We start from the raw sequence: 19,538 nt of genomic DNA on the forward strand, positions 1-19,538 counted from the left end.
AGGGAACCATCAGCCGCACCCGCACCCGACGGTCCCATCCGGACAACGGTGACTACGGCCTCAGGGGGTCGGCGCCAACCGGCGGGTCAGGAAGTCCCGGACGTGGTCGACCGCGGTGTCCAGGTGGCTTTCGAGCAGGAAGTGGCCACCTCCGGGCACCAGATGGATCTCGGCGTCCGGCAGGTCCCGCGCGAAGGCGCGTGCGCCGTCAGGGCCGAAGATGAGGTCCTCGGCTCCCCACACGGCCAGGAGCGGGACACGGCTCCGCCGGAAGTACGTGTGCACCCGCGGGTACAGGGGCGGGTTGGTGGCGTAGTCGCGAAAGAGGGCGAGTTGCGCGAGGTCGTTGCCAGGGCGGCTGATGTCGCGGTGGTCCAACGTCCAGGTGTCGGGGTCGACCAGCTCGGGGCGGTCCACTCCGTGCAGGTACTGCCAGCGGATGGCGTCCAGGCCGAGAGCGGCGCGGACCGCGGGCTCGGTCTCGGGCCCCGGGTCCTTGGCGTAGGCCCACACGGGTGCCCAGAACTCCGGGACGAAGCCGTCCTCGTAGGCGTTGCCGTTCTGGGTGATCACCGCGGTGAGCGCCTCGGGCGTGCGTAGCGCGAGCCGCCATCCGATGGGGGCGCCGTAGTCCTGCACGTACATGGCGTAGCGGTCGACGCCGAGCTCGGCCAGGAGCGCCTCGGTGATGTCGGTGAGTGCGTCGAACGTGTACGGGAACGTGTCGGCGGACGGTGTGTCGGAGTGGCCGAAGCCGAGGTGGTCGGGGGCGATGACGTGGAATCGGTCGGCGAGTCGCGGGATCAGGTGTCGGAACATGCGCGAGCTGGTGGGGAAGCCGTGCAGGAGCAGCAGGGTCGGCGCGTCGCGGGGGCCGGCCTCCCGGTAGAAGACGCGGTGCTCTCGCACGGTGGCGTACTGGTGGTGGACCTCGACCATGTCTAACCCCACAAAGGTATTTTGATGGTTATCTGTGCTCCCAGTGGACCCGACGCGAGATAACCTGTCAAGTCGAATGAGAGGGTTAGGAATGGAGGTGGGGGACGTGATCGACGAACAGGCACTGCTCGAGGCGCTGAACAGCACCCCGGTGGTGGATGGTCGGCCGCAGGACCTGTGGGCCGATGACGCCGTGCTCCGGCGGTGGGCGCGAAAGCACGGCGGTCCGGATGACGCACCGGCGATCGACTGGCTGCGAACGGCCAGGGACGTGCTCCAGGCCGCCACGCGCGGCTCCGTGCCCGAGGCGGATCTGCGGCGGATACTCACCGGCGTCCACCGAAGTCCCGAGGTCGACGCGTCGGGGCTGCGGTGGCGTCTGCACGGGCCGCCCGAACGGATGCTCGCGGTGGAGCTGGTGCTCGCCTGGTACGACGTCCAGGCACGCAGGCCCGGTCGGCTGCGCCCCTGCGGCAACGACGAGTGCCGCCTCTTCCTCCTGGACCGCAGCCGTGCCAACACCGCGCGCTGGTGCTCGATGAGGACCTGCGGTAACCGCCTGAAGGCCCGTCGCCACCAAGAGCGCGCCCGTCAGGAGCCGAGGACCTGACGGGACCACGTCGGATGCCAGGGGCGCACACGGCACCGGCGGTGGAGACGACCGTCTCCACCGCCNNNCCCCCAAGGCGCGCCCTGGGCGGGGGGTCCTGGGGTTCAGCGCCGGAGTCGTGACCCGCTCATCGGGTACCGGAGGCGGCTCGTGGCCAGTGGCCCCGAACCCGGGCGTGGCGGCGCGGGCGGGCGGGGAGACGACCACGGCCGGGCCGCTCCGCGATCGTGTGCGGTCAGCCGAGAGCACACACGGTCGCGGAACGAGTACCGGGTCACCGATGGGTCCGCCCGGTCCGCGACCGCGGACCGCCCCCGAGGCTACTCACCGGTCGCTCCGCCCCTCGCCGTGGCCTTGGGAGGACCGTCCAGGTAGGCGCGCAGGTGGCGGGCGGTGAGGGTCTCGCCCTCCGCCACCAGGTCGGCGGGGCTGCCCTCGAAGACGACCCGGCCGCCGTCGTGCCCGGCCCCCGGCCCCAGGTCGATGACGTGGTCGGCGTGCGCCATCACCGCCTGGTGGTGCTCGATCACCACCACCGTGTTGCCGTCGTCCACCAGACGGTCCAACAGCGCCAGCAACCGGTCCACGTCGGCCAGGTGCAGGCCGCTGGTCGGCTCGTCCAGCACGTACACCGCCCCCTCCCTGGCCATGTTGACCGCCAGCTTGAGCCGCTGGCGCTCACCGCCCGACAGGGTGGTCAGCGGCTGCCCCAGCCCCAGGTAGCCCAGGCCCACGTCGTGCAGGCGGTCCAGGATGACGCGGGCGTTTCCGCTGGTGAAGAACTCCCGTGCCTCCACCACCGACATCGCCAGCACCTCGCTGATGTCGCGGCCGCGCAGGGTGTGGGAGAGCACCTCGGAGCGGAACCGCCTGCCCTGGCACTGCTCGCAGGTGGAGGCGACCCCCGCCATCATCGCCAGGTCGGTGTAGACGACCCCGGCGCCCCTGCACTCGGGGCAGGCACCCTCGGAGTTGGCGCTGAACAGCGACGCCTTCACCTTGTTGGCGCGCGCGAAGGCGGTGCGGATCGGGTCCAGCAGACCGGTGTAGGTGGCCGGGTTGGAGCGGCGCGACCCCCGGATCGGTGACTGGTCGACCACCACCACGCCCTCGCGTCCGGGCAGGGCGCCGTGGATGAGGGAACTCTTGCCCGAGCCCGCCACACCGGTGACCACGGTGAGGACCCCCGTCGGGATGTCCACGCTGACGTCCCGAAGATTGTGGGCGTTGGCCCCGGTGATGGACATGTGCCCGGTGGGTGTGCGCACCCGCTCGCGCAGGGCGGCCCGGTGGTCCAGGTGGTCGCCGGTGAGCGTGCCCGAGGAGCGCAGCCCGGCCACGTCCCCGGCGTAGGTCACGCGTCCGCCCGAGGGGCCGGCGCCCGGACCCAGGTCCACCACGTGGTCGGCGATGGCGATGGTCTCGGGCTTGTGCTCGACCACCAGTACCGTGTTGCCCTTGTCGCGCAGACTCACCAGCAGGTGGTTCATCCGCTCGATGTCGTGCGGGTGCAGGCCCACGGTCGGCTCGTCGAAGACGTAGGTCACGTCGCTCAGGCTGGAGCCCAGGTGGCGCACCATCTTGACCCGCTGGGCCTCCCCGCCCGAGAGGGTGCCCGACTCCCGGTCCAGGCTCAGGTAGCCCAGTCCCACCTGCACCAGTGACTCCAGGGTGTGGCCGAGGTTGTCCAGCAGCGGTTTGACCGAGGGCTCGTCCAGGGCGGCGACGAACTCCGCGAGTTCGTCGACCTGCATGGCCGAGCACTCGGTGATGGTGCGCCCGGCGACCGTGACCGACCGGGCCTGGGCGTTGAGGCGGGTGCCCCCGCACTTGGGGCACACCGCGAAGGCCACGGCCCGGTCCACGAAGGCGCGCACGGCCGTCTGCATCTTCTCGCGGTCCTTGGCCAGGTAGGTGCGCCTGATCTTGGGGACCAGGCCCTCGTAGGAGAAGGAGTTGGTGCCCACCCTGACCTTGGTGACGGGCAGGTGCAGCAGGGTGTGCCACTCCTGGTCGGTGTAGTCGGCCAGCCGCTTGTCGGCGTCCAGCAGACCCGAGTGGACGAACACCTGCCAGTACCAGGTGCCCACCCCGTAACCGGGGACGGTGATGGCGCCCTCGTTCAGGGACAGGTCGCGGTCGACGATCTCGTCGGTGTCGATCTGGTTGGTGCGCCCCAGCCCCTCGCACTCGCCGCACATGCCCTCGGAGCTGTTGAAGCTGAACACGCTGGAGGGTTCCAGGCGCGGGGTGCCCACGCGGCTGAAGACGATCCGCAGCATGGCGGCGGCGTCGGTGGCGGTGCCGACGGTGGAGCGGGAGTTGGTGCCCATCCGCTCCTGGTCGACGATGATGGCCGCGCTGAGGTTGCGCAGGCTGTCCACGTCGGGCCGCCCCAGGCTGGGCATGAAGCCCTGCACGAAGGTGCTGTAGGTCTCGTTGATGAGCCGCTGGGACTCGGCGGCGATCGTGCCGAAGACCAGGGAGGACTTGCCCGACCCGGACAGGCCGGTGAACACGCTCAGCCTGCGTTTGGGGATGTCCACCGAGACGTCGGCGAGGTTGTTCTCGCGGGCGCCCCGGACCTGGATGGTGTCGTGGCTGTCCGCCATGGTGGTGGGTTCGGAGGACACGCTGCTCCTCATGATTCCTTATGCTGTAAACTATCGGCTGGCGAACGTTAGTTTATCCCGTAAGGAGATGCAAGTGGTGATCTACGCCGGGCAGGGTGACGCCGCCCGTTCCATGGCCCTGCTCTGGCGCTCCCCCGGCGACGCCTCCGTGCGCACCGCCCCCGGGCCCAGGCCGGAGCTGAGCGTGGACCTGGTGGTGCGGACCGCCCTGGACATCGCCGACACCGAGGGCATGGAGGCGCTGTCCATGCGCTCGGTGGGACAGCGTCTGGGACGCACCGCCATGTCCCTGTACACCTACGTGGCCAGCAAGAACGAACTCGTCGAGCTGATGTATGACCACGCCTTCGGGGAGCTGGCCGAGGCCGCCGAGTCCGACCAGGAACCGGACTGGTACGCGGCCACCACCTCCTGGGCCACCCGGCTGTGGGACTTCCACCTGCGCCATCCCTGGACCCTGGAGATCTCCCAGGCCCGCCCGGTGCTGGGACCCAACGAGTACCGGCTGTTCGAGTCGCTGGCCGTGGTGCTGCACCGGGCCGGGCTGGGGCCGACGCAGATCCGCAGCACCTACGGCAACCTGTTCAGCCTGGTGCGCGGGCAGGTGCGGACCGCCGCCGAGGCGCGCCGGGCCCAGGCGGTCACGGGTGTGCCCGAGGACGAGTGGTGGTACGAGCGCTCGGCGCAGCTGGAGAGGGTCGCCCCCGACTTCGCCGAGCGCTTCCCGGTCCTGACCCTGATGGCCGACCAGGGCGCCTTCAACAACGAGAACGAGGACGAGCCCTACCTGGAACAGGAGGCGTGGGAGACCTTCCGGTTCGGGTTGGACGCCCTGCTCAACGGGGTGCGGAGCGCCATCGGCACGGAGCGGTGAACGGCACGGTCGCCCCGGGCCGCCGCGAAGGGCGGCCCGGGGCGACCGTGCGGCCGACGGGTCAGAGCACCATCAGGGAGGCGGCGACCGGCGCCGCGTACACCAGCGGAAAGGGGATGTGCGCGTAGGAGCGCGCCCGGACCACGGTGATGACGGCCCCGGTGAAGTACAGCACCAGGCCGATGCCCGCCATCACGCCGACCAGCGGCACGAACAGGCCGACCAGCAGGCCCGCCGCGCCCGCGGCCTTGGCCGTGCCGAGCCAGGGCCACCAGGAGCGGGGAACGCCGTACTCGGTCAGGGGCTGTACGACCCACGGGGCGCGGAGGAAGACCGAGCCCGCGGAGAAGGCCGCCAGGGCGGCTCCGATGAGGGTGAGGATGATGTGGGCGGTGGACATCGGCGATGCTCCTCGTCGGGAGGGCACGGGCCTGCCTGGCCGGGTGCCTTCGGGTTCGTCACCTCCTCGACCCCGCCCGGCGCGAGGATGTGACGGGCCCTCGGCACGGTTTTCCGGAGCGGCCGCCGCTCACCGCGGGCGGGCGAAGGTGATGATCTCCGCGCTGGCGTCGGTGAGCGGGCCGCGGTCCCAGTAGCCGTACTGCGCGCTCACGTCGAATCCGGCCTCGGCCAGGAAGCCGTTCAGGTCCTCGGCGTCCAGGAAGCGCAGCGTGCTGCGGCTGCTCCGGGGGCCGTCCCAGCCCTCGACGCCGTAGTCGGAGGTGAAGGTGACCAGATCGCCCTCCACGCTCTCCAGCCGGTGGACACAGGTGGCCCTGCGCCCTCCGGGGCCGTCCACGGTGCGCACCCGTTCGGGGGTCCACGCCTCCCAGCCCCGCGCGGCCGGGTTGCGGGTCTCGAACACGAACCGGCCGTCATCGGTCAGAGCGCGGCGCACGGCGGCCAGGAACTCCCGCAACTCGTCGTCGGTGAGGAAGACCTGGAAGGCGTGCCCGGTCATGACGACCAGGTCGAACTCGCCATCGAAGGATCGTGTGCGCAGGTCACCCAGGGTCCACTCGACGTCCTCGCGCTCGCGCCGCCCGACCTCCAGCATCGCGTCGGCCGGGTCCAGGCCGACCAGGCGCCCGGTGTGGCCGCGCTCGCGCGCCACCCGCTGGAGCTTGCCCGTCCCGCACCCCACGTCCAGGACGCAGCGGGCGTCCATGACCAGGTCGAGGTAGAAGTCGTCCTGGGGTGAGCACCGCCAGAAGTTGAAGTAGTCGTAGAGCTCGGCCAGGTCCGGCTGGGAGAAGTGTCGGTCGACCATCGGGCCATTGTGGCCGACCGCTCCCCCGCCGTCACCGGGTTTTCGGCCGCCGCCACGCCGCGGCACCGCCCTTCGAAGCGTCGGTGTGAAGGTGCGGACAAGCCCTGGGAAGGACAACGCGGGTCCTCAGGACTGCGGCCGCGTCCGGCGCACACCATCGACTACGCCCGTGCACCGGCTCCACCTGCGACCACGGCACCCTCGTCCGCCACTTCGCGCCCGGCGTCGGGTTGTCCACAGCCCGGAGAAGTCCCTTTCCCCGCCCTGCCGGGCCGCCTAACCTGAGGGGGTGAGCGATGCCCCCAGCACTTCCGGTCAGCCCGAGCACCCCTTCGACGTCCACGCCTTCCTCGCCCGCCCCCTGGTCGCCAGGGTGGCCACCTCCGACTCCTCGGGCGCACCCACGGTGCGTCCGGTGTGGTTCCTGTGGGAGGAGGGAGCGATGTGGTGGCTCACCGGTTCCTATTCACGACTGTCGCGGCTGCTGGCCAAGGACCCCCGGGTCGCGTTGACCGTGGACACCTGTGACCTGGACAGACTGGAGTTCCTCCAGGTCATCATGCGTGGCAAGGCCGAAGTCGCGCCCTTCGACCAGGCACGCGCCAAACGCAAGCTCCGCCGCTACCTCGGCGAGGACGAGTCCACCTGGCCCGTCTACTTCACACACTTCGAGGACGACACGCGCTTCGTCCGCTTCGTTCCCGAGCGGACCATCGTCCAGGACCTGTCCAAGACCAGACCGTGAACCGGGGACGGCCATGGGGCTTCACCGGCGGGTTCTGCGCCCGAGCCCAGCTGTGCGTTCCTCATCGGCTGAACACCTTGGCGGCCCGCCGGTGTGCCCCGAACGTTCCGGAGAACGAGCCCCGTCCCGGCGCCACGGGCTCTCAGCCGCCCAGGGCGTGCCCGGTGGTGGCGTCCACGTGGTCGGGCACCTCCTCGTGGCGGTCCCCCACGGTCAGCGTCCCCGCCGGCTCGAACAGAAGGATGGAGGCCCCCGTGTCGGACTCGGGCCGGTGCTCGGTCCCACGCGGCACCACGAACACCGACCCCCTCTCCAACGTGACCACCCGCTCGGCTCCTCCGGCGCCCTCCCGCAGCCGGATGCGCAGGTCCCCGTCCAGCAGCAGGAAGAACTCGTCGGTGTCGTCGTGGGCGTGCCAGACGTACTCGCCCCGCACCTTGGCCACGCGTACGTCGTAGTCGTTGACCCGGGTGACGATGCGCGGACTCCACAGCTGGTCGAAGGAGTCCAACGCCTCGTGCAGATTGATCGGCTGCTCACTCATGACCACCATCCTGGTCGTGACGCGCCGACCGGGAAAGTGCTAGGAATCGCACATGCCGCAAGAATCCTCGCACCGTGTGGCGCTCATCGTCGACGAGGGCTCCAACCCCTTCGAGATGAGCGTGGCCACCGAACTGTTCGGCCTGCGCCGCCCCGAGATCGACCGCCCCTGGTACGAACTGACGGTGTGCGCGGCAGTCCCCGAGGTACGCGTGCACCAGGGCATGTTCACCCTTGGCGGCCTGTCCGGGCTGGAGGCGGCCGCCGAAGCCGACACCGTCATCGTGCCCAACCGCCCCGATCCCGAGGTGCCGCCCGCTCCGGAGGTGGTGGAGGCCGTGCGCGCGGCGGACCAGCGCGGCGCCCGGCTGGTGAGCTTCTGTAGCGGCGCGTTCACCCTGGCGGCGGCCGGGGTCCTGGACGGCCGGCGGGCCGCCACGCACTGGCGGTTCGAGGATCTGCTCGCCCGGACCCACCCCCGCGTCCGGCTGGAGCGGGACGTGCTGTTCGTGGACGAGGGCCGGGTGCTCACCGCGGCGGGCAGCGCCGCCGCCCTGGACCTGGGCCTGCACCTGATCCGCCGCGACCACGGGGAGTCGGTCGCCAACACCGTCAGCAGGAGGCTGGTGTTCACCGCCCACCGCGAGGGCGGGCAGCGCCAGTTCGTGCCCAGACCCCTCCCCGAGGCGCCCGACACCTCCCTGTCCCCGCTCCTGGAATGGGCGCGCGAACGCCTGGACTCCCCGCTCACCGTCACCGACCTGGCGGCGCGCGCGTCGGTCAGCGCCGCGACCCTGCACCGCCGTTTCCGCGCCGAGCTGGGCACGACCCCGCTGGCCTGGCTGCGCGCTGAGCGGGTGCGGTTGGCCTGTCGCCTGATCGAGTCGGGCGGGATGGGACTGGAGACCATCGCCCGTGCCAGCGGCCTGGGCAGCACCGCCAACCTGCGCGCGAGCGTGCGCGCCCATACCGGGATCAGCCCTTCCGCCTACCGCGAGCGTTTCGGGCCCAGACCGCTGACCTGAACGCGGGGGCCGGAGGACCGGCCGCGGGCGCGGACCGTGGTCGACGGCAACGCCGAAGGGCGACGCACCGCGCCCCGGTGAACGCCCGATGCCCGTCCTGTCCGCGGCCCGGACACCGTGTCCCGAAACCTCGGACGCCACCTGCGGCGAAGATGGAGCCTTATCACGGGAGCCCGTGCGTTTGGGAACGCTCCCAAGGGCCTAGGATCGCACCCATGGAAACACGCGTACTCGGCCGTACCAGCAAGAACGTGGGCGTCATCGGTTTCGGCGCCTGGCAGATCGGAGCCTCCTGGGGTGAGGTCAGCGAGACCGACGCCCTGGCCGCCCTGCACACGGCGGCCGACTCCGGTGTCACCTTCTTCGACACCGCCGACGTCTACGGTGACGGCCGCAGCGAGCGGCTCGTCGGCCAGCTGCTCAAGGAACGCCCCGACATCACCGTGGCCACCAAGATGGGCCGCCGCGTCGACCAGGTCCCCGGCAACTACAACCCCGACAACTTCCGCGCCTGGAACGACCGCTCCCGCCAGAACCTGGGCGTGGACACCATCGACCTCGTCCAGCTGCACTGCCCTCCCCCGCAGGTCATCGCCACCGACGCCGTCTTCGACGACCTGGACGCCATGGTCGCCGAGGGCCGCATGCGCGCCTACGGGGTGTCGGTGGAGACCGTGGACGAGGCGCTGACCGCGATCAACCGCCCCAACGTCGCCACGGTCCAGATCATCCTCAACGCCTTCCGGCACAAGCCCCTGGAGCAGGTGCTGCCCGCCGCCCGCGAGGCCGGGGTCGGCATCATCGCGCGCGTGCCCCTGGCCAGCGGTCTGCTGTCGGGCAGGTTCAGCGCCGACACCTCCTTCGGCGAGGACGACCACCGCAACTTCAACCGCGAGGGGCAGGCCTTCGACAGGGGCGAGACCTTCTCCGGCATCGACTACGCCACCGGGCTGGAGGCGGTGGAGCGCCTGCGCCCGCTGGTGCCCGAGGGCGTGACCATGGCCCAGTTCGCGCTGCGCTGGATCCTGGACCAGGAGGGCGTCAGCGTGGTCATCCCCGGCGCCCGCAACGCCGACCAGGCGCGCGGCAACGCCTCCGCCGCCGACCTGGCACCGCTCACCCCCCAGGTCCGCGCCCGGGTGGACGAGGTCTACGACGAGCTCATCCGCCCCCAGGTCCACCACCTGTGGTGAGGACCTGAGACGACCGTGGCGGCCGGCCCCGCAGGTCGGCCGCCACGCCCTGTTCCGTCGGAGCGGGTCCTAGATCAGGCCCTGGGAGAGCATCGCGCCCGCCACCCGCTCGAACCCGGCCACGTTCGCGCCCAGCACGTAGTCGCCCGGGCAGCCGTAGCGCTCGGCCGCCTCCTCGCAACGGTCGTGGATGTCGGCCATCGTCTCGGCCAGCTCGGACTCGGCGTGCTCGAAGGACCACGACGTGCGCCGCGCGTTCTGGCGCATCTCCAGCACGCTGGTGGCCACACCACCGGCGTTGGCCGCCTTACCGGGACCGAACAGCACCTTGGCCTCGCGCAGCACCCTGACCGCCTCGGGGGTGGTGGGCATGTTCGCGCCCTCGGCCACCGCCACGACGCCGTTGCGCACCAGGGTGCGGGCCGCGTCCTCGTCCAGCTCGTTCTGGGTGGCCGAGGGCAGCGCCACGTCGCAGGGCACGTCCCAGATGCTGCCGCCCTCCACGTAGTGGGCGCCCTCGCGGCGGTCGGCGTAGACGCTGATCCGGGACCGCTCGACCTCCTTGATCTGTTTGAGCAGGTCCAGGTCCAGGCCCTTGTCGTCGACCACGTAGCCGCCGGAGTCGGAGACGGCCACCACGGTGGCGCCCAGCTGCTGGGCCTTCTCCACCGAGTAGATCGCCACGTTGCCCGACCCGGAGACCACCACGCGCTGGCCGTGCAGGCCGCGGCCCGAACGCTCCAGCATCCGCTGGGTGAAGAGCACGCTGCCGTAGCCCGTGGCCTCGGTGCGCACCCGCGAGCCGCCCCACTCCAGGCCCTTGCCGGTGATGACCCCGGCCTCCCAGCGGTTGGCCAGGCGCCGGTACTGGCCGAACAGGTAGCCGATCTCCCGGCCGCCCACACCGATGTCCCCGGCCGGGACGTCGGTGTGCTCGCCCAGGTGGCGGTGCAGTTCGGTCATGAACGACTGGCAGAACCGCTCGATCTCCGCCTCGGAGCGGCCCTTGGGGTCGAAGTCGCTGCCGCCCTTACCGCCACCGATGTTCATACCGGTCAGGGCGTTCTTGAAGATCTGCTCGAAACCCAGGAACTTGATCACGCCGAGGTTGACGCTGGGGTGGAAGCGCAGGCCGCCCTTGTAGGGGCCCAGCGCGCTGTTGAACTCCACCCGGAAGCCCCGGTTGACGTGCACGTTGCCCTGGTCGTCGCGCCAGGGAACCCGGAAGATGACCTGGCGCTCGGGCTCGCACAGGCGCTCCAGGATGCGCTGGTTGGCGTACTCGGGGTGTCGGGTCAGGGCGGGGGAGAGATCGTCCAGGACCTCCAGGACCGCCTGCTGGAACTCCGGCTCGTCGGGGTTGCGACGCACGACGTGCTCAAAGGCAGAACGGACTCCGGGGTGGTGGTCACGGCCTGCCTCGTCGGCGAAGGACATGGGTGAACGTTCCTTTCTGTGCAGGCGGAACGGGCACCCCACACGCCGTTGTGTCGGGAACCTCGAACAGGCGCACGCTGGCGCCGCATGATGGATGATCCGGGGCCTGGGCCCTCGGGCCTGCGGATCGTGGCTGTGTGAGCAGTGTATTACCTTGATGTGAACATAAATCCGGGCCCCTCCACAGACCTTCATTCCCCGAGGAACGGGCGTCACCACAGGTCAGCGTGAGCGCGTGGCTCACACGCCCGGGGGTGAGGGCCCTCCCTGCTGCTCAGCGTGTGTTTCCGCCGTGTTGCGTCCATGTGACGCCGGTGCCCTCGACGCCGCCGGTGTCCTTGCGTTGGCGAGGCGTTCACGCACGGCGTCCACCACCGCACGCGCCTTCGGCGTCAGGACCACCTCACGGGCCCGCCGGGGCGCCGCGGGCCTGGCGCGCGCCTGCTCCAACGAGGCCCGCATCGCCCTCTCCAGCTCCGGATCGGGCTCGACCCCAGCCTCCTCGGGCTCCTCCGCTTCGCCGGTCTCCTCAGCCGCAGCCTCCCCGTCCTCCTCGGGCTTCTCGGGTTTCTCGCCGGGGACCGGAGGAACGGGATCTGGAATCCGCGGCTGAGGCGGCTCAGGCGCGGCGGGAGCGGGCACGGGCGAAGGCAGGGTCTCCCCGGGCACGGACCGACAGGGCCCGCCACAGGCCGCGCAGCTGCCACCAGGAACGTTGCGCACGCCCGGATGCTCAGGACAGGTGCCCGAGGCCCTGCCCTGGGAGTCCACCGTGAACTCCACCGGGCGGTCGAACGGGTCCCCCTCCGCCGAGGGGAAGCCCAGATCACCGCGGCGGGGCATGGGGATCCCACCCCACTCCGAAGGCGGCACGCCCCGACCAGGCAGGTGCACACCCGCCCCCAACCGCCCGTCGAGGAAGCGACGGGCGTCCTCAACGCTTCTCATACGACTCATGAGCGCGGGAAACGGGCGGCGCAGCCCCCGGATGTCCTCGACCAGCGCGACCAGTGCCCGCTGCTCCATGCCCTGCTCGCGCAGGCGGTCCAGGGCCCGGGCCAGCGCGGCACGGTCGGGCCCCGGGTTGCCCAGCGCCGCGTCGGGGATGTGCGCCAGCAGCGCCAGCGCCCCGCCGCTGGGTTCTTCGATGCCCTTCCCGCCGCCGACGTCGTGTCCGTCCGAGTCCTCGCGCGCGCGTCCTGTGGTTGAGCTCCCACGGACGGACGGATCCGGTTTTTTATAAGGGTCTGTAGGGTAGGGGTCTGTGGCTCCCTGTGAGCCGAATTCAGGCTCCCTCAGACCCGTGAACCCCAGCGGGTAGGGCCTGGACTCCTTCGTCAGCGGCTCCTCCCCCAACCCCGCCCGCCTTCGGTTGATCTCCTCCAGTGCCTCCGGGGAGAACTCACCAGCGGGAACCAACAGCTCCAGAACCGGGGGCAGACGGCCACACTGCTTGGGTTCGGAGCCCTCGGGGCCGGAGACGGCGAAGAACGCCTTCTTCTGCGGTTCGGTCAGCTTGCGGACCAGCCCAGCGTCCACCATCGCGTCGATCGCCCGCTTGAGCGTGGGAAGGCTCATGGACTCGCCACATTTGCTGAGGAGATTCGCCTGGCGCAGGAAACACCAGCGACCGTCCGCGTCGGCCGCGTCCGCGATGATCGTGGCGACGGTATGTGCGTAGGTGCTAGGGAAGAGTCCAGCCTTGAGTGCCTTGGTCAGCCAGATGTGGGAAACGTGCCCGACGCCCTTCATGGCCTTTTTGGGGCGTTTGCGTGGAACCGGGAGGTGTGAGGCGGAGGCCTTCGGGGCTTCGCGGGCATCTTCGCCACGCGACATGCGGGGTTTCGCTGTTACGACAGGACCGTAAAGGGTAGACTGAGCCACGAGTTGCTTTCCTGTGGTTGTGACAGGGAAGTGATGGGCCGTCTTCTGCTGCATACAGAAGTGGCCGAAACCCGGTTCGGTGTTGCTAGCGCCGGACCGGGTTTGTTGTTTCTGGGACCACCGTAGCGGAGCGAACACGGGTGCGCGCACGTCTGGAAGAAAACAGACACACCTTTGTGACCAGCGAAAACACACAAAAACCCGCCTTTTCGCACATACTGCCCGCGCATTCGAGCGAACGGCCTTCCCCCACAACACACACATCAAAACCACAGGGCCCCACATTTCTCGGAAGAGCGATGAACCACGCCGATGAGCCCCGCCACCCCACCGGGGACGAACCCCACCCGCTGACCGGCGGCATGATGAACACCGTCCACCGCCACGGCGACCGCGTCACACGCACGGCCACCCCCGCCGCCCAGGCCCTTCACACCCACCTGCGGGCCCTGGCCGAGACCGGGTTCGACGGCGCGCCCCTTCCCTTGCGCCTGCACGGGGACGGCACCGAGGAGCTCGGTTTCATCGAGGGCGACGTGGCACTGCCGCCCTTCCCCGCCTGGGCCCTGACCGACGATGCCCTACGCTCGACTGCCCGCCTGCTGCGCCGCTACCACCAGGCCGCCGCACGCGTGCCCGTGGAGACCACCGCGCCCTGGTCACACGCCTTGGCCGACCCCGAGGGCGGCCCGATCCTGTGCCACAACGACCCCTGTCTGGAGAACATCGTCTTCCGCCGGGACCAGGCAGCGGCCCTGATCGACTTCGACCTGGCCGCACCCGGACGCCCGGTGTGGGACGTGGCCGCCCTGGCCTACTACGCCGCACCCGCGCTCGACCCCGTCTCCGCTGCGGGGACCCCGCACGAGGGCGGGAACGTCCCCCACCGGCTGCGCGTGATCGCCGACGCCTACGACCTCTCCCCCGACGACCGCCGCACCCTCCCCGAAACGATCGAGCACTACACCGCCACCGCCCGCGCCTTCGTCACCGAACGGGTCGCGGCCGGTGACGCCCCCTTCGTCCGCGACCTGGAGCGGCTGGGCGGATGGCGACGCTGGGACCGCCGCCAGACCTGGCTGGCCGACCAGCGCCCGGTGTTCGTCCAGGCCCTGATCCGCTGACCCCACGACGAAGGCCGCCGACGCGCACTTCCACCTCCAGGCCCCCTGACAGCACCCGGCACTACCGCTGTTCACACGTCCGGGCGTCGAAGGGCAAAGACGCGATCACCTCGAACCCGCCCCCGGTCCGGTGACCACTGCTCAACGATCCGCCACAGGCGGCGACACGCTCGCGCATACCCACGAGCCCGTGCCCGCCACCGGCACCAGGCGACGCGGTCGCGCCACGGCCGTCATCGACCACACCGACCTCCAACGCCTCGTCCCCGTACGACAACCACACCCCCACCCGGCTCACCCCCGGACCGGCATGTTTGCGCACGTTGGTGAGCGCCTCCTGCACGATCCGGTACGCCGCGAGCCCCATCCCGGACGGCAACACCCGCTGATCCCCGTCCACGGTCAACTCCACGGGCAGACCCGAGTCCCGCGCCTCCTCCACCAACGAGGCGATCTGGGCCACCCCCGGCTGCGGCGCGTACGAGCCCTGCTCGGCCCCGCCCTCCCGCAGCACCCCCAGCATGTGCCGCATCTCGACCAGCGCGCTCCGGCCCGCCTCACTGATCGCCACCAGCGCCCGCTCCGCCTGGTCGGGCCGATCACGCAGGACGTAGGCCGCCCCCTCGGCCTGGACCACCATCACGCTGAGGCCGTGCGAGACGACGTCGTGCATCTCCCTCGCGATCCGGGCCCGCTCCGCGGCCGCCGCGAGCCGCGCCTGCTGGTCGCGCTCACGCTCCATCCGCACGGCGCGCTCCTCCAGCCCCTCCAGGTAGGCGCGCCGAATGCCGATGGTGTAACCCCAGACCCACACCGACACGATGAGGATCGCGCCGTAGGCCACCTGAACGGCCATCCCTTTCAGGTCGGGTTCCCAGCGCAGCACGGCCAGGACGAGCCCGAGCCCCACCACCCCGGCCGCCGCCACCGACACCCGCCGCTCACACCGTGAGGCGATGTTGTACAGCCCGAAGAGGAGCATGAGGCCCGCTGGAAGCGGTACCGCCCCGAGCAGGTACTGCGCGAAGGAGGCGAGCACCATGACCGCGAAGGTCCCCACCGGATACTCCCGGCGCAGGTCGTAGGAGAAGCACACCACCGCCGACAACAGCACGAACACGGCGTAGGGCAGGTGCACCGGGGCGTAGACGGCCTGCACCGGAAGGTTGTACAGGAACACCGCCCCGGCCACCGCGCCGTCCACGATGCGGGGGTGCCTTCGAATCCACGCGGACACCGCGTCGCCCGCCTCCCTACGTTCGTTCCGGGCCACCGCTCTGTCAGCGGATGTCGCGACGGTCCAGGACGGCCACGCTCCCCGCGGTCACCACCACTGCGAGGCCCAGTGCGAGGACCCCGAAGACGGCCACGGCACCCGCGGTGACGCTCCCACCGTCCATGAACGTCCCGGTTCCCAACTGGGTCGCCCGGCTGACCAGACCGTAGGGCACGAGCACCGTCAGGACCTCGAACCGGGCCACCAACAGCAACACCCCCGTGCTCGCCCCCAACAGTGCCACGGCGACGGGGGCGGCGAAGGACCGCATGAGCATCGACAGCCCGGACTGTAGTGCCGCCACGGGTACACACGCCAGCACGATGACGACGCTGACCAACAGGTACCGGGGCGGCAGCACCCCGGGCAGCGCGAACACCACCTTGCCGACCACGACGACACCCACCACCAGCACCGCCTGCATCGCCGCCGTGAGCGCGGCCAGCACGGCCACCTTGCCCACCACCACGTGCGGGGTCGACACCCGCCGCCCCATCAGCGCGTTCCAGTTACCGCCCTGGTGCTCGACCCGCCACACCAGCGAGGCCAGAGCGGCCACACCCACGGCCAGGGGAAACAGGCCGTAGAGGACCACCACCCGCATCCACAGGGTGTGCCAGTCACCCTCCAACGGTTCGCCGGAAATGACCGTGTTGGCCGCCCCGGTGACGACGGCCATCAGCGGTAGAAGCACCACCACGGCCCAGCTCAGGGAACGCTTCAGCTTGAGGAACTCGGCTCGGACCGAACCCATGACTCAGGCCTCCCGGCGGTCGAACAGGCGGGTGATGAGCACGAACAGGACGCCACCGGCGACCCCCAGCGCGATCACGCCCAGGTGCGAAGGATCCAACGAGACGATGCCGACCTCGCGGGCCTCGACGGGCGTGGCCAGCACGTAGTAGCCCCACGGAGGGAAGAGGTGGGCCAGCCACGCGGGCATCCCCATGCTGGTCAGGGTCACGAACACGCCCAGCACCCCCACGCCCAGCCCCACGAGCTGGTTGGTCGCGCGTGTCGACAACACCAGGTGGAACGCGAAGAGCACCAGGTTCACGACCACGGCCGAGGCGGTGTAGCCCAGCCACTGCCCGGTGGGAAAGGCGCCCGTGATGCCGACCAACCCGCCGACTGCGACGACCAGGCCGCTCTGGGCCAGGGTAGCCGCCACCACGACCGTGCCGGTGGCCGCGAACTTGGCCCGGCACAGGTGGCCGGGGCTCAGCCCCGCGGTCTGGGAGAACAGCCACCCGTTTCCCTGGTGTTCGATGTCGACCTGCCTGCTGGCCAGCACCGCCAGCAGAATGGGCGAGACCAGCGGCACGGCCAGCGACAGCCCCCCGAGCAGCAACTCCCAGGCCTGCCCGGAGGGATCCCCCACCGACTCGAAGAAACCCGGGGTGGTGAGGACGACGCACGAGTACGCGACCACGCCGACCACCATGACGACCACGACGGGCACCACACGCAGGCGACGCATCTTGGCGAACTCGTTCGCCACGGCACGGACGTTCACAGGCCCCTCCCTCCGGTGAGGTCCATGAACACGTCCTCCAGGGACTGGGCGTCACGGCGCACGCCGTGAACGTCGACGTGTTCGTGGACGAGGTGGGACACCACACGGGCCGTGACCCGGTGATCGAGTCCGGGCAGACGCACGGCGGCCCCGTCGCGGGTCGCGTTCCACCGGGCGGTCAGGGCGGCGGCCCGTTCGGGTTCGGGCGTGTCGATGAGCACGTCGGGGGTGGACCGGGCGAACAACTGCTCCCGCGTGCCCTGGAAGAGCATGCGACCGTTGCCGAGGATGCCGAGCACGGTGGCCGTCCGGTCGATCTCGCCCAGCAGGTGGCTGGAGACCATCACGGTGGTCCCGTCCTCGGCCAACCGGGTGAGCAGGCGTCGGATCTCGTCGATACCCGCGGGATCGAGGCCGTTGGTGGGCTCGTCCAGGATCAGCAGCCGGGGCTGACGGGCCAGGGCCATCGCGATCCCCAACCGCTGCTTCATCCCCAGAGAGTAGGCGCGAACCGGTCTGTCGAGGTGGTCCTGTAGACGCACGGTCCGCACCGCCCGGGAGACCTGGTCCTCGCCCAGGTCCAACAATCGCTGCACCAGGCGCATGTTCTCCCGGCCGGTGAGGTGTGCGTAGGCGGGCGGGGACTCGATGAGGGAGCCGATGTCGCCCAACAGCGCACGGCGGGTGGAACGCCGCATGGGGCGGCCCATGACGTGGATCTCGCCGCTGGTGGGGCGCACCAGCGACAGAAGCATCTTCATCGTGGTCGACTTCCCCGACCCGTTGGGGCCCAGGAAGCCGTACACGCACCCTTCCGGTACGCGCAGGTCCAGGTCCTCGACGACCGTCCGGTCGCGGTAGGTCTTGCTCAGGCCATGGGTGGTGATCATGTGGGACACGGCTTCATCGTGTCCGCCGGGGCCCCGGCGCCGCGTCGCCCGCGAGACTGGTTCTGGGCGCCGAATCCGGGGGCGGGGTCCACCTGACGGATGACGACCAAGGTCGTACACCGGTCCGGGGCCGTGGGCCGTTGCCGTGGGCCCGGCCGGGACCCGCCCCCGGACACCGCCGGAACGGTTGACGTCGGCAAACGCCACGGGAAGGCCGCGGCCAGGGCCTTGGGCGCGACCGCGACGAAGGGCGGGACCGCCGCCCCGTACCCCACCGGAACGGCCCAAGCCCTGAGACCGTGCGGCCCCCACATCCCCCGCCTCGTAGGCTGAGCGGGTGAGCGAACCGATCATCGTGGCCCGCGACGTGGGCGTGGAGTTGGGCGGCGTCGCGGTACTGCGCGGGGTCGACCTCACGGTCGCACCCGGAGAGGTGGTCGCGGTGCTCGGTGCCAACGGTGCGGGCAAGACGACCCTGCTGCGCTGCCTGGCGGGACTGCAACAGGCCACGGGCCACGTCAGCGTGCTGGGCCGCCCGCCCGCCGACGAACCGGACTTCTGGCGCCAGACCGTCCTGGTCGGCGACGAACCCACCTGGTATCCGGGGCTGACCGTGGGAGAGCACCTGGAACTGATGCGCGCGGTCCACGGCCCCGGGCGGCTGGAGGTGGGGGCGGCCCTGGAACTGTTCGAGCTGACCGGCTGCGCCGACCGGTCCCCCTCGTCCCTGTCGACCGGGCAGCGCCAGCGCCTGTCCCTGGCCATGGCGCTGCTGAGGCCGAGCAGGTTGCTGCTGCTGGACGAGCCGGAACGCGGACTCGACGCGGCCTTCCGGGAACGGCTCGCGAAGCTGCTCGCCCAGTACGCGGCCAACGGCGGCACGGTGGTCATGGTGACGCACGATGCGCGCTTCGCCCAGGACACCCGCCACGTCGCCCTGGAGGCCGCCGCGTGAACGAGGTGGCGCGGGTCCGGGCGTTCGCGCGCGCCGGGGCCCGTCGGCAGCGCACCTGGTCCGACCGCTACATCACCCTGCTGGCCCTGGGGCTGCTGGTGGTTCTGGCGGCCCCGGTCATCGAGCGCGCGGTGTCGACGGTGCCCAGCGACGTCGACCCGGCGCGGGCGGGTGCGGGCCTGGCGCTGGTCGGGTTGTCGCTGGCCGTCCTGCTGGTCCTCGCGCGTGCGCTGGGGCCGGTGGGGGTGTCGGCGGCGGACGCGGCGTGGCTGGTGCTCTCACCGCTGCCACGCCGTCACGTGCTGACCCGCACGCTGCTGGTCCTGGCCGGGGTGTGCGCCGTCGTCGGCGCGCTCCTGGGGGTGGTGCTGCTGAGCGCGCTCGGCGCCTCCGACGCGCTCACGCTCCGGCTGCTCGCTTCCGTGGCCGTGGGCGTGTCGTGGACGCTGGGTGCGATGTCGGCGACCGTCCTGGCGCAGACCTCCCAGATCTGGGGCGACCGGCTGGTCGCGCTGCTCGCCGCCCTCGTGGTGGCGGCGGCGGTGGCCCTGGCCGTCATGGGACTGGGCCCGGGACACAGGGCACTCGTCGCCGTCGCCTCGGCCCCCGCCGCGACGTGGACGG

At 71.0% G+C, this 19,538-nt stretch carries 19 protein-coding genes; 8 read left to right on the forward strand and 11 right to left on the reverse strand.

Annotation, left to right across the window (positions count from 1 at the left end; translation table 11 throughout):
• Window positions 1–60 precede the first annotated feature (60 nt).
• Window positions 61–939: an alpha/beta fold hydrolase gene (locus D455_RS0101465; RefSeq protein WP_017568987.1), complete on the reverse strand. Its 879-nt coding sequence runs from the start codon at window positions 937–939 to the stop codon at window positions 61–63.
• Window positions 940–1,030: 91 nt separating this feature from the next.
• Between D455_RS0101465 and D455_RS0101470 the strand changes: the two genes are divergently transcribed.
• Window positions 1,031–1,549, forward strand: a complete 519-nt coding sequence (locus D455_RS0101470; protein ID WP_017568988.1) for a CGNR zinc finger domain-containing protein — start codon at window positions 1,031–1,033, stop codon at window positions 1,547–1,549.
• Between the two features lie 320 nt (window positions 1,550–1,869).
• On the opposite strand, the gene D455_RS0101475 is transcribed toward D455_RS0101470, so the two are convergent.
• Complete coding sequence (locus tag D455_RS0101475; protein ID WP_051064558.1) at window positions 1,870–4,194, reverse strand: ATP-binding cassette domain-containing protein; 2,325 nt, start codon at window positions 4,192–4,194, stop codon at window positions 1,870–1,872.
• Between the two features lie 61 nt (window positions 4,195–4,255).
• Here D455_RS0101475 and D455_RS0101480 point away from each other — a divergent pair, with 61 nt between their 5' ends.
• On the forward strand, window positions 4,256–5,056 hold the full coding sequence (locus D455_RS0101480; protein WP_017568990.1) for a TetR/AcrR family transcriptional regulator: 801 nt from the start codon (window positions 4,256–4,258) through the stop codon (window positions 5,054–5,056).
• Between the two features lie 61 nt (window positions 5,057–5,117).
• Here the strand turns inward: D455_RS0101480 and D455_RS0101485 are convergent, their stop codons facing one another.
• Complete coding sequence (locus tag D455_RS0101485) at window positions 5,118–5,456, reverse strand: DoxX family protein (protein ID WP_017568991.1); 339 nt, start codon at window positions 5,454–5,456, stop codon at window positions 5,118–5,120.
• Between the two features lie 129 nt (window positions 5,457–5,585).
• Window positions 5,586–6,326: a class I SAM-dependent methyltransferase gene (locus D455_RS0101490; protein ID WP_017568992.1), complete on the reverse strand. Its 741-nt coding sequence runs from the start codon at window positions 6,324–6,326 to the stop codon at window positions 5,586–5,588.
• Between the two features lie 289 nt (window positions 6,327–6,615).
• Between D455_RS0101490 and D455_RS0101495 the strand changes: the two genes are divergently transcribed.
• Window positions 6,616–7,071 carry a pyridoxamine 5'-phosphate oxidase family protein gene (locus tag D455_RS0101495; protein WP_017568993.1) on the forward strand — a complete coding sequence of 152 codons (456 nt, stop codon included), beginning with the start codon at window positions 6,616–6,618 and terminating at the stop codon, window positions 7,069–7,071.
• A 142-nt stretch (window positions 7,072–7,213) separates the two neighbouring features.
• On the opposite strand, the gene D455_RS0101500 is transcribed toward D455_RS0101495, so the two are convergent.
• A complete protein-coding gene (locus D455_RS0101500; RefSeq protein ID WP_026122209.1) occupies window positions 7,214–7,615 on the reverse strand; it encodes a cupin domain-containing protein in 402 nt (133 codons plus the stop codon).
• Between the two features lie 52 nt (window positions 7,616–7,667).
• On the opposite strand from D455_RS0101500, the gene D455_RS0101505 reads away from it, so the two are divergent.
• Both D455_RS0101505 and D455_RS0101510 read left to right on the forward strand, forming a co-directional pair.
• Window positions 7,668–8,639 carry a helix-turn-helix domain-containing protein gene (locus D455_RS0101505; RefSeq protein WP_026122210.1) on the forward strand — a complete coding sequence of 324 codons (972 nt, stop codon included), beginning with the start codon at window positions 7,668–7,670 and terminating at the stop codon, window positions 8,637–8,639.
• Window positions 8,640–8,854: 215 nt separating this feature from the next.
• Window positions 8,855–9,832 carry an aldo/keto reductase gene (locus D455_RS0101510; protein WP_017568996.1) on the forward strand — a complete coding sequence of 326 codons (978 nt, stop codon included), beginning with the start codon at window positions 8,855–8,857 and terminating at the stop codon, window positions 9,830–9,832.
• A 69-nt stretch (window positions 9,833–9,901) separates the two neighbouring features.
• Here the strand turns inward: D455_RS0101510 and gdhA are convergent, their stop codons facing one another.
• Together gdhA and D455_RS28875 are read right to left on the reverse strand one after the other, a co-directional pair.
• Window positions 9,902–11,269 (reverse strand): NADP-specific glutamate dehydrogenase, encoded by a 1,368-nt coding sequence (gene gdhA / locus D455_RS0101515; RefSeq protein ID WP_017568997.1) that lies wholly within the window; start codon window positions 11,267–11,269, stop codon window positions 9,902–9,904.
• 240 nt (window positions 11,270–11,509) lie between these two features.
• A complete protein-coding gene (locus D455_RS28875; protein ID WP_152486978.1) occupies window positions 11,510–12,847 on the reverse strand; it encodes a hypothetical protein in 1,338 nt (445 codons plus the stop codon).
• A 605-nt stretch (window positions 12,848–13,452) separates the two neighbouring features.
• On the opposite strand from D455_RS28875, the gene D455_RS0101525 reads away from it, so the two are divergent.
• Window positions 13,453–14,277 (forward strand): phosphotransferase, encoded by an 825-nt coding sequence (locus D455_RS0101525; RefSeq protein ID WP_017568998.1) that lies wholly within the window; start codon window positions 13,453–13,455, stop codon window positions 14,275–14,277.
• A gap of 61 nt (window positions 14,278–14,338) precedes the next feature.
• Here D455_RS0101525 and D455_RS0101530 read toward each other — a convergent pair whose 3' ends face one another.
• From D455_RS0101530 to D455_RS0101545, 4 genes are read right to left on the reverse strand one after another with little or no spacing between them, the layout of a single operon-like run.
• On the reverse strand, window positions 14,339–15,514 hold the full coding sequence (locus D455_RS0101530; RefSeq protein WP_017568999.1) for a sensor histidine kinase: 1,176 nt from the start codon (window positions 15,512–15,514) through the stop codon (window positions 14,339–14,341).
• A 43-nt stretch (window positions 15,515–15,557) separates the two neighbouring features.
• Window positions 15,558–16,307 (reverse strand): ABC transporter permease, encoded by a 750-nt coding sequence (locus D455_RS0101535; protein WP_017569000.1) that lies wholly within the window; start codon window positions 16,305–16,307, stop codon window positions 15,558–15,560.
• A 3-nt stretch (window positions 16,308–16,310) separates the two neighbouring features.
• Window positions 16,311–17,069: an ABC transporter permease gene (locus tag D455_RS0101540; protein ID WP_017569001.1), complete on the reverse strand. Its 759-nt coding sequence runs from the start codon at window positions 17,067–17,069 to the stop codon at window positions 16,311–16,313.
• The gene (locus tag D455_RS0101545) at window positions 17,066–17,968 is read right to left on the reverse strand and encodes an ABC transporter ATP-binding protein (protein WP_017569002.1); all 903 of its coding nucleotides are present in this window, start codon (window positions 17,966–17,968) and stop codon (window positions 17,066–17,068) included. The genes D455_RS0101540 and D455_RS0101545 overlap by 4 nt, the downstream gene beginning before the upstream one ends.
• Before the next feature lie 328 nt (window positions 17,969–18,296).
• Between D455_RS0101545 and ccmA the strand changes: the two genes are divergently transcribed.
• Together ccmA and D455_RS34055 are read left to right on the forward strand one after the other, a co-directional pair.
• Entirely contained in the window at window positions 18,297–18,914 is a 618-nt protein-coding gene (gene ccmA / locus D455_RS0101550; protein ID WP_017569003.1) for a heme ABC exporter ATP-binding protein CcmA, read from the forward strand.
• Window positions 18,911–19,538, forward strand: a 628-nt coding sequence (locus D455_RS34055; protein ID WP_017569004.1) for a DUF6297 family protein, incomplete at its 3' end; no start/stop codon positions are given. The genes ccmA and D455_RS34055, both read left to right, overlap by 4 nt.

This window comes from Nocardiopsis halotolerans DSM 44410 (genome assembly GCF_000341065.1).
Lineage (GTDB): Bacteria > Actinomycetota > Actinomycetes > Streptosporangiales > Streptosporangiaceae > Nocardiopsis > Nocardiopsis halotolerans.

Bases quoted from the DNA above. Each gene is read 5' to 3' on its own strand.
- D455_RS0101500 (WP_026122209.1), bottom strand. From the start codon at position 7,615: ATGAGTGAGCAGCCGATCAATCTGCACGAGGCGTTGGACTCCTTCGAC.
- D455_RS0101470 (WP_017568988.1), top strand. From the start codon at position 1,031: ATGGAGGTGGGGGACGTGATCGACGAACAGGCACTGCTCGAGGCGCTG.
- D455_RS0101475 (WP_051064558.1), bottom strand. From the start codon at position 4,194: ATGAGGAGCAGCGTGTCCTCCGAACCCACCACCATGGCGGACAGCCAC.
- D455_RS0101535 (WP_017569000.1), bottom strand. From the start codon at position 16,307: ATGGGTTCGGTCCGAGCCGAGTTCCTCAAGCTGAAGCGTTCCCTGAGC.
- D455_RS0101525 (WP_017568998.1), top strand. From the start codon at position 13,453: ATGAACCACGCCGATGAGCCCCGCCACCCCACCGGGGACGAACCCCAC.
- D455_RS0101510 (WP_017568996.1), top strand. From the start codon at position 8,855: ATGGAAACACGCGTACTCGGCCGTACCAGCAAGAACGTGGGCGTCATC.
- D455_RS0101485 (WP_017568991.1), bottom strand. From the start codon at position 5,456: ATGTCCACCGCCCACATCATCCTCACCCTCATCGGAGCCGCCCTGGCG.
- gdhA (WP_017568997.1), bottom strand. From the start codon at position 11,269: ATGTCCTTCGCCGACGAGGCAGGCCGTGACCACCACCCCGGAGTCCGT.
- D455_RS0101505 (WP_026122210.1), top strand. From the start codon at position 7,668: ATGCCGCAAGAATCCTCGCACCGTGTGGCGCTCATCGTCGACGAGGGC.
- D455_RS0101490 (WP_017568992.1), bottom strand. From the start codon at position 6,326: ATGGTCGACCGACACTTCTCCCAGCCGGACCTGGCCGAGCTCTACGAC.
- D455_RS0101465 (WP_017568987.1), bottom strand. From the start codon at position 939: ATGGTCGAGGTCCACCACCAGTACGCCACCGTGCGAGAGCACCGCGTC.
- D455_RS28875 (WP_152486978.1), bottom strand. From the start codon at position 12,847: ATGAGCCTTCCCACGCTCAAGCGGGCGATCGACGCGATGGTGGACGCT.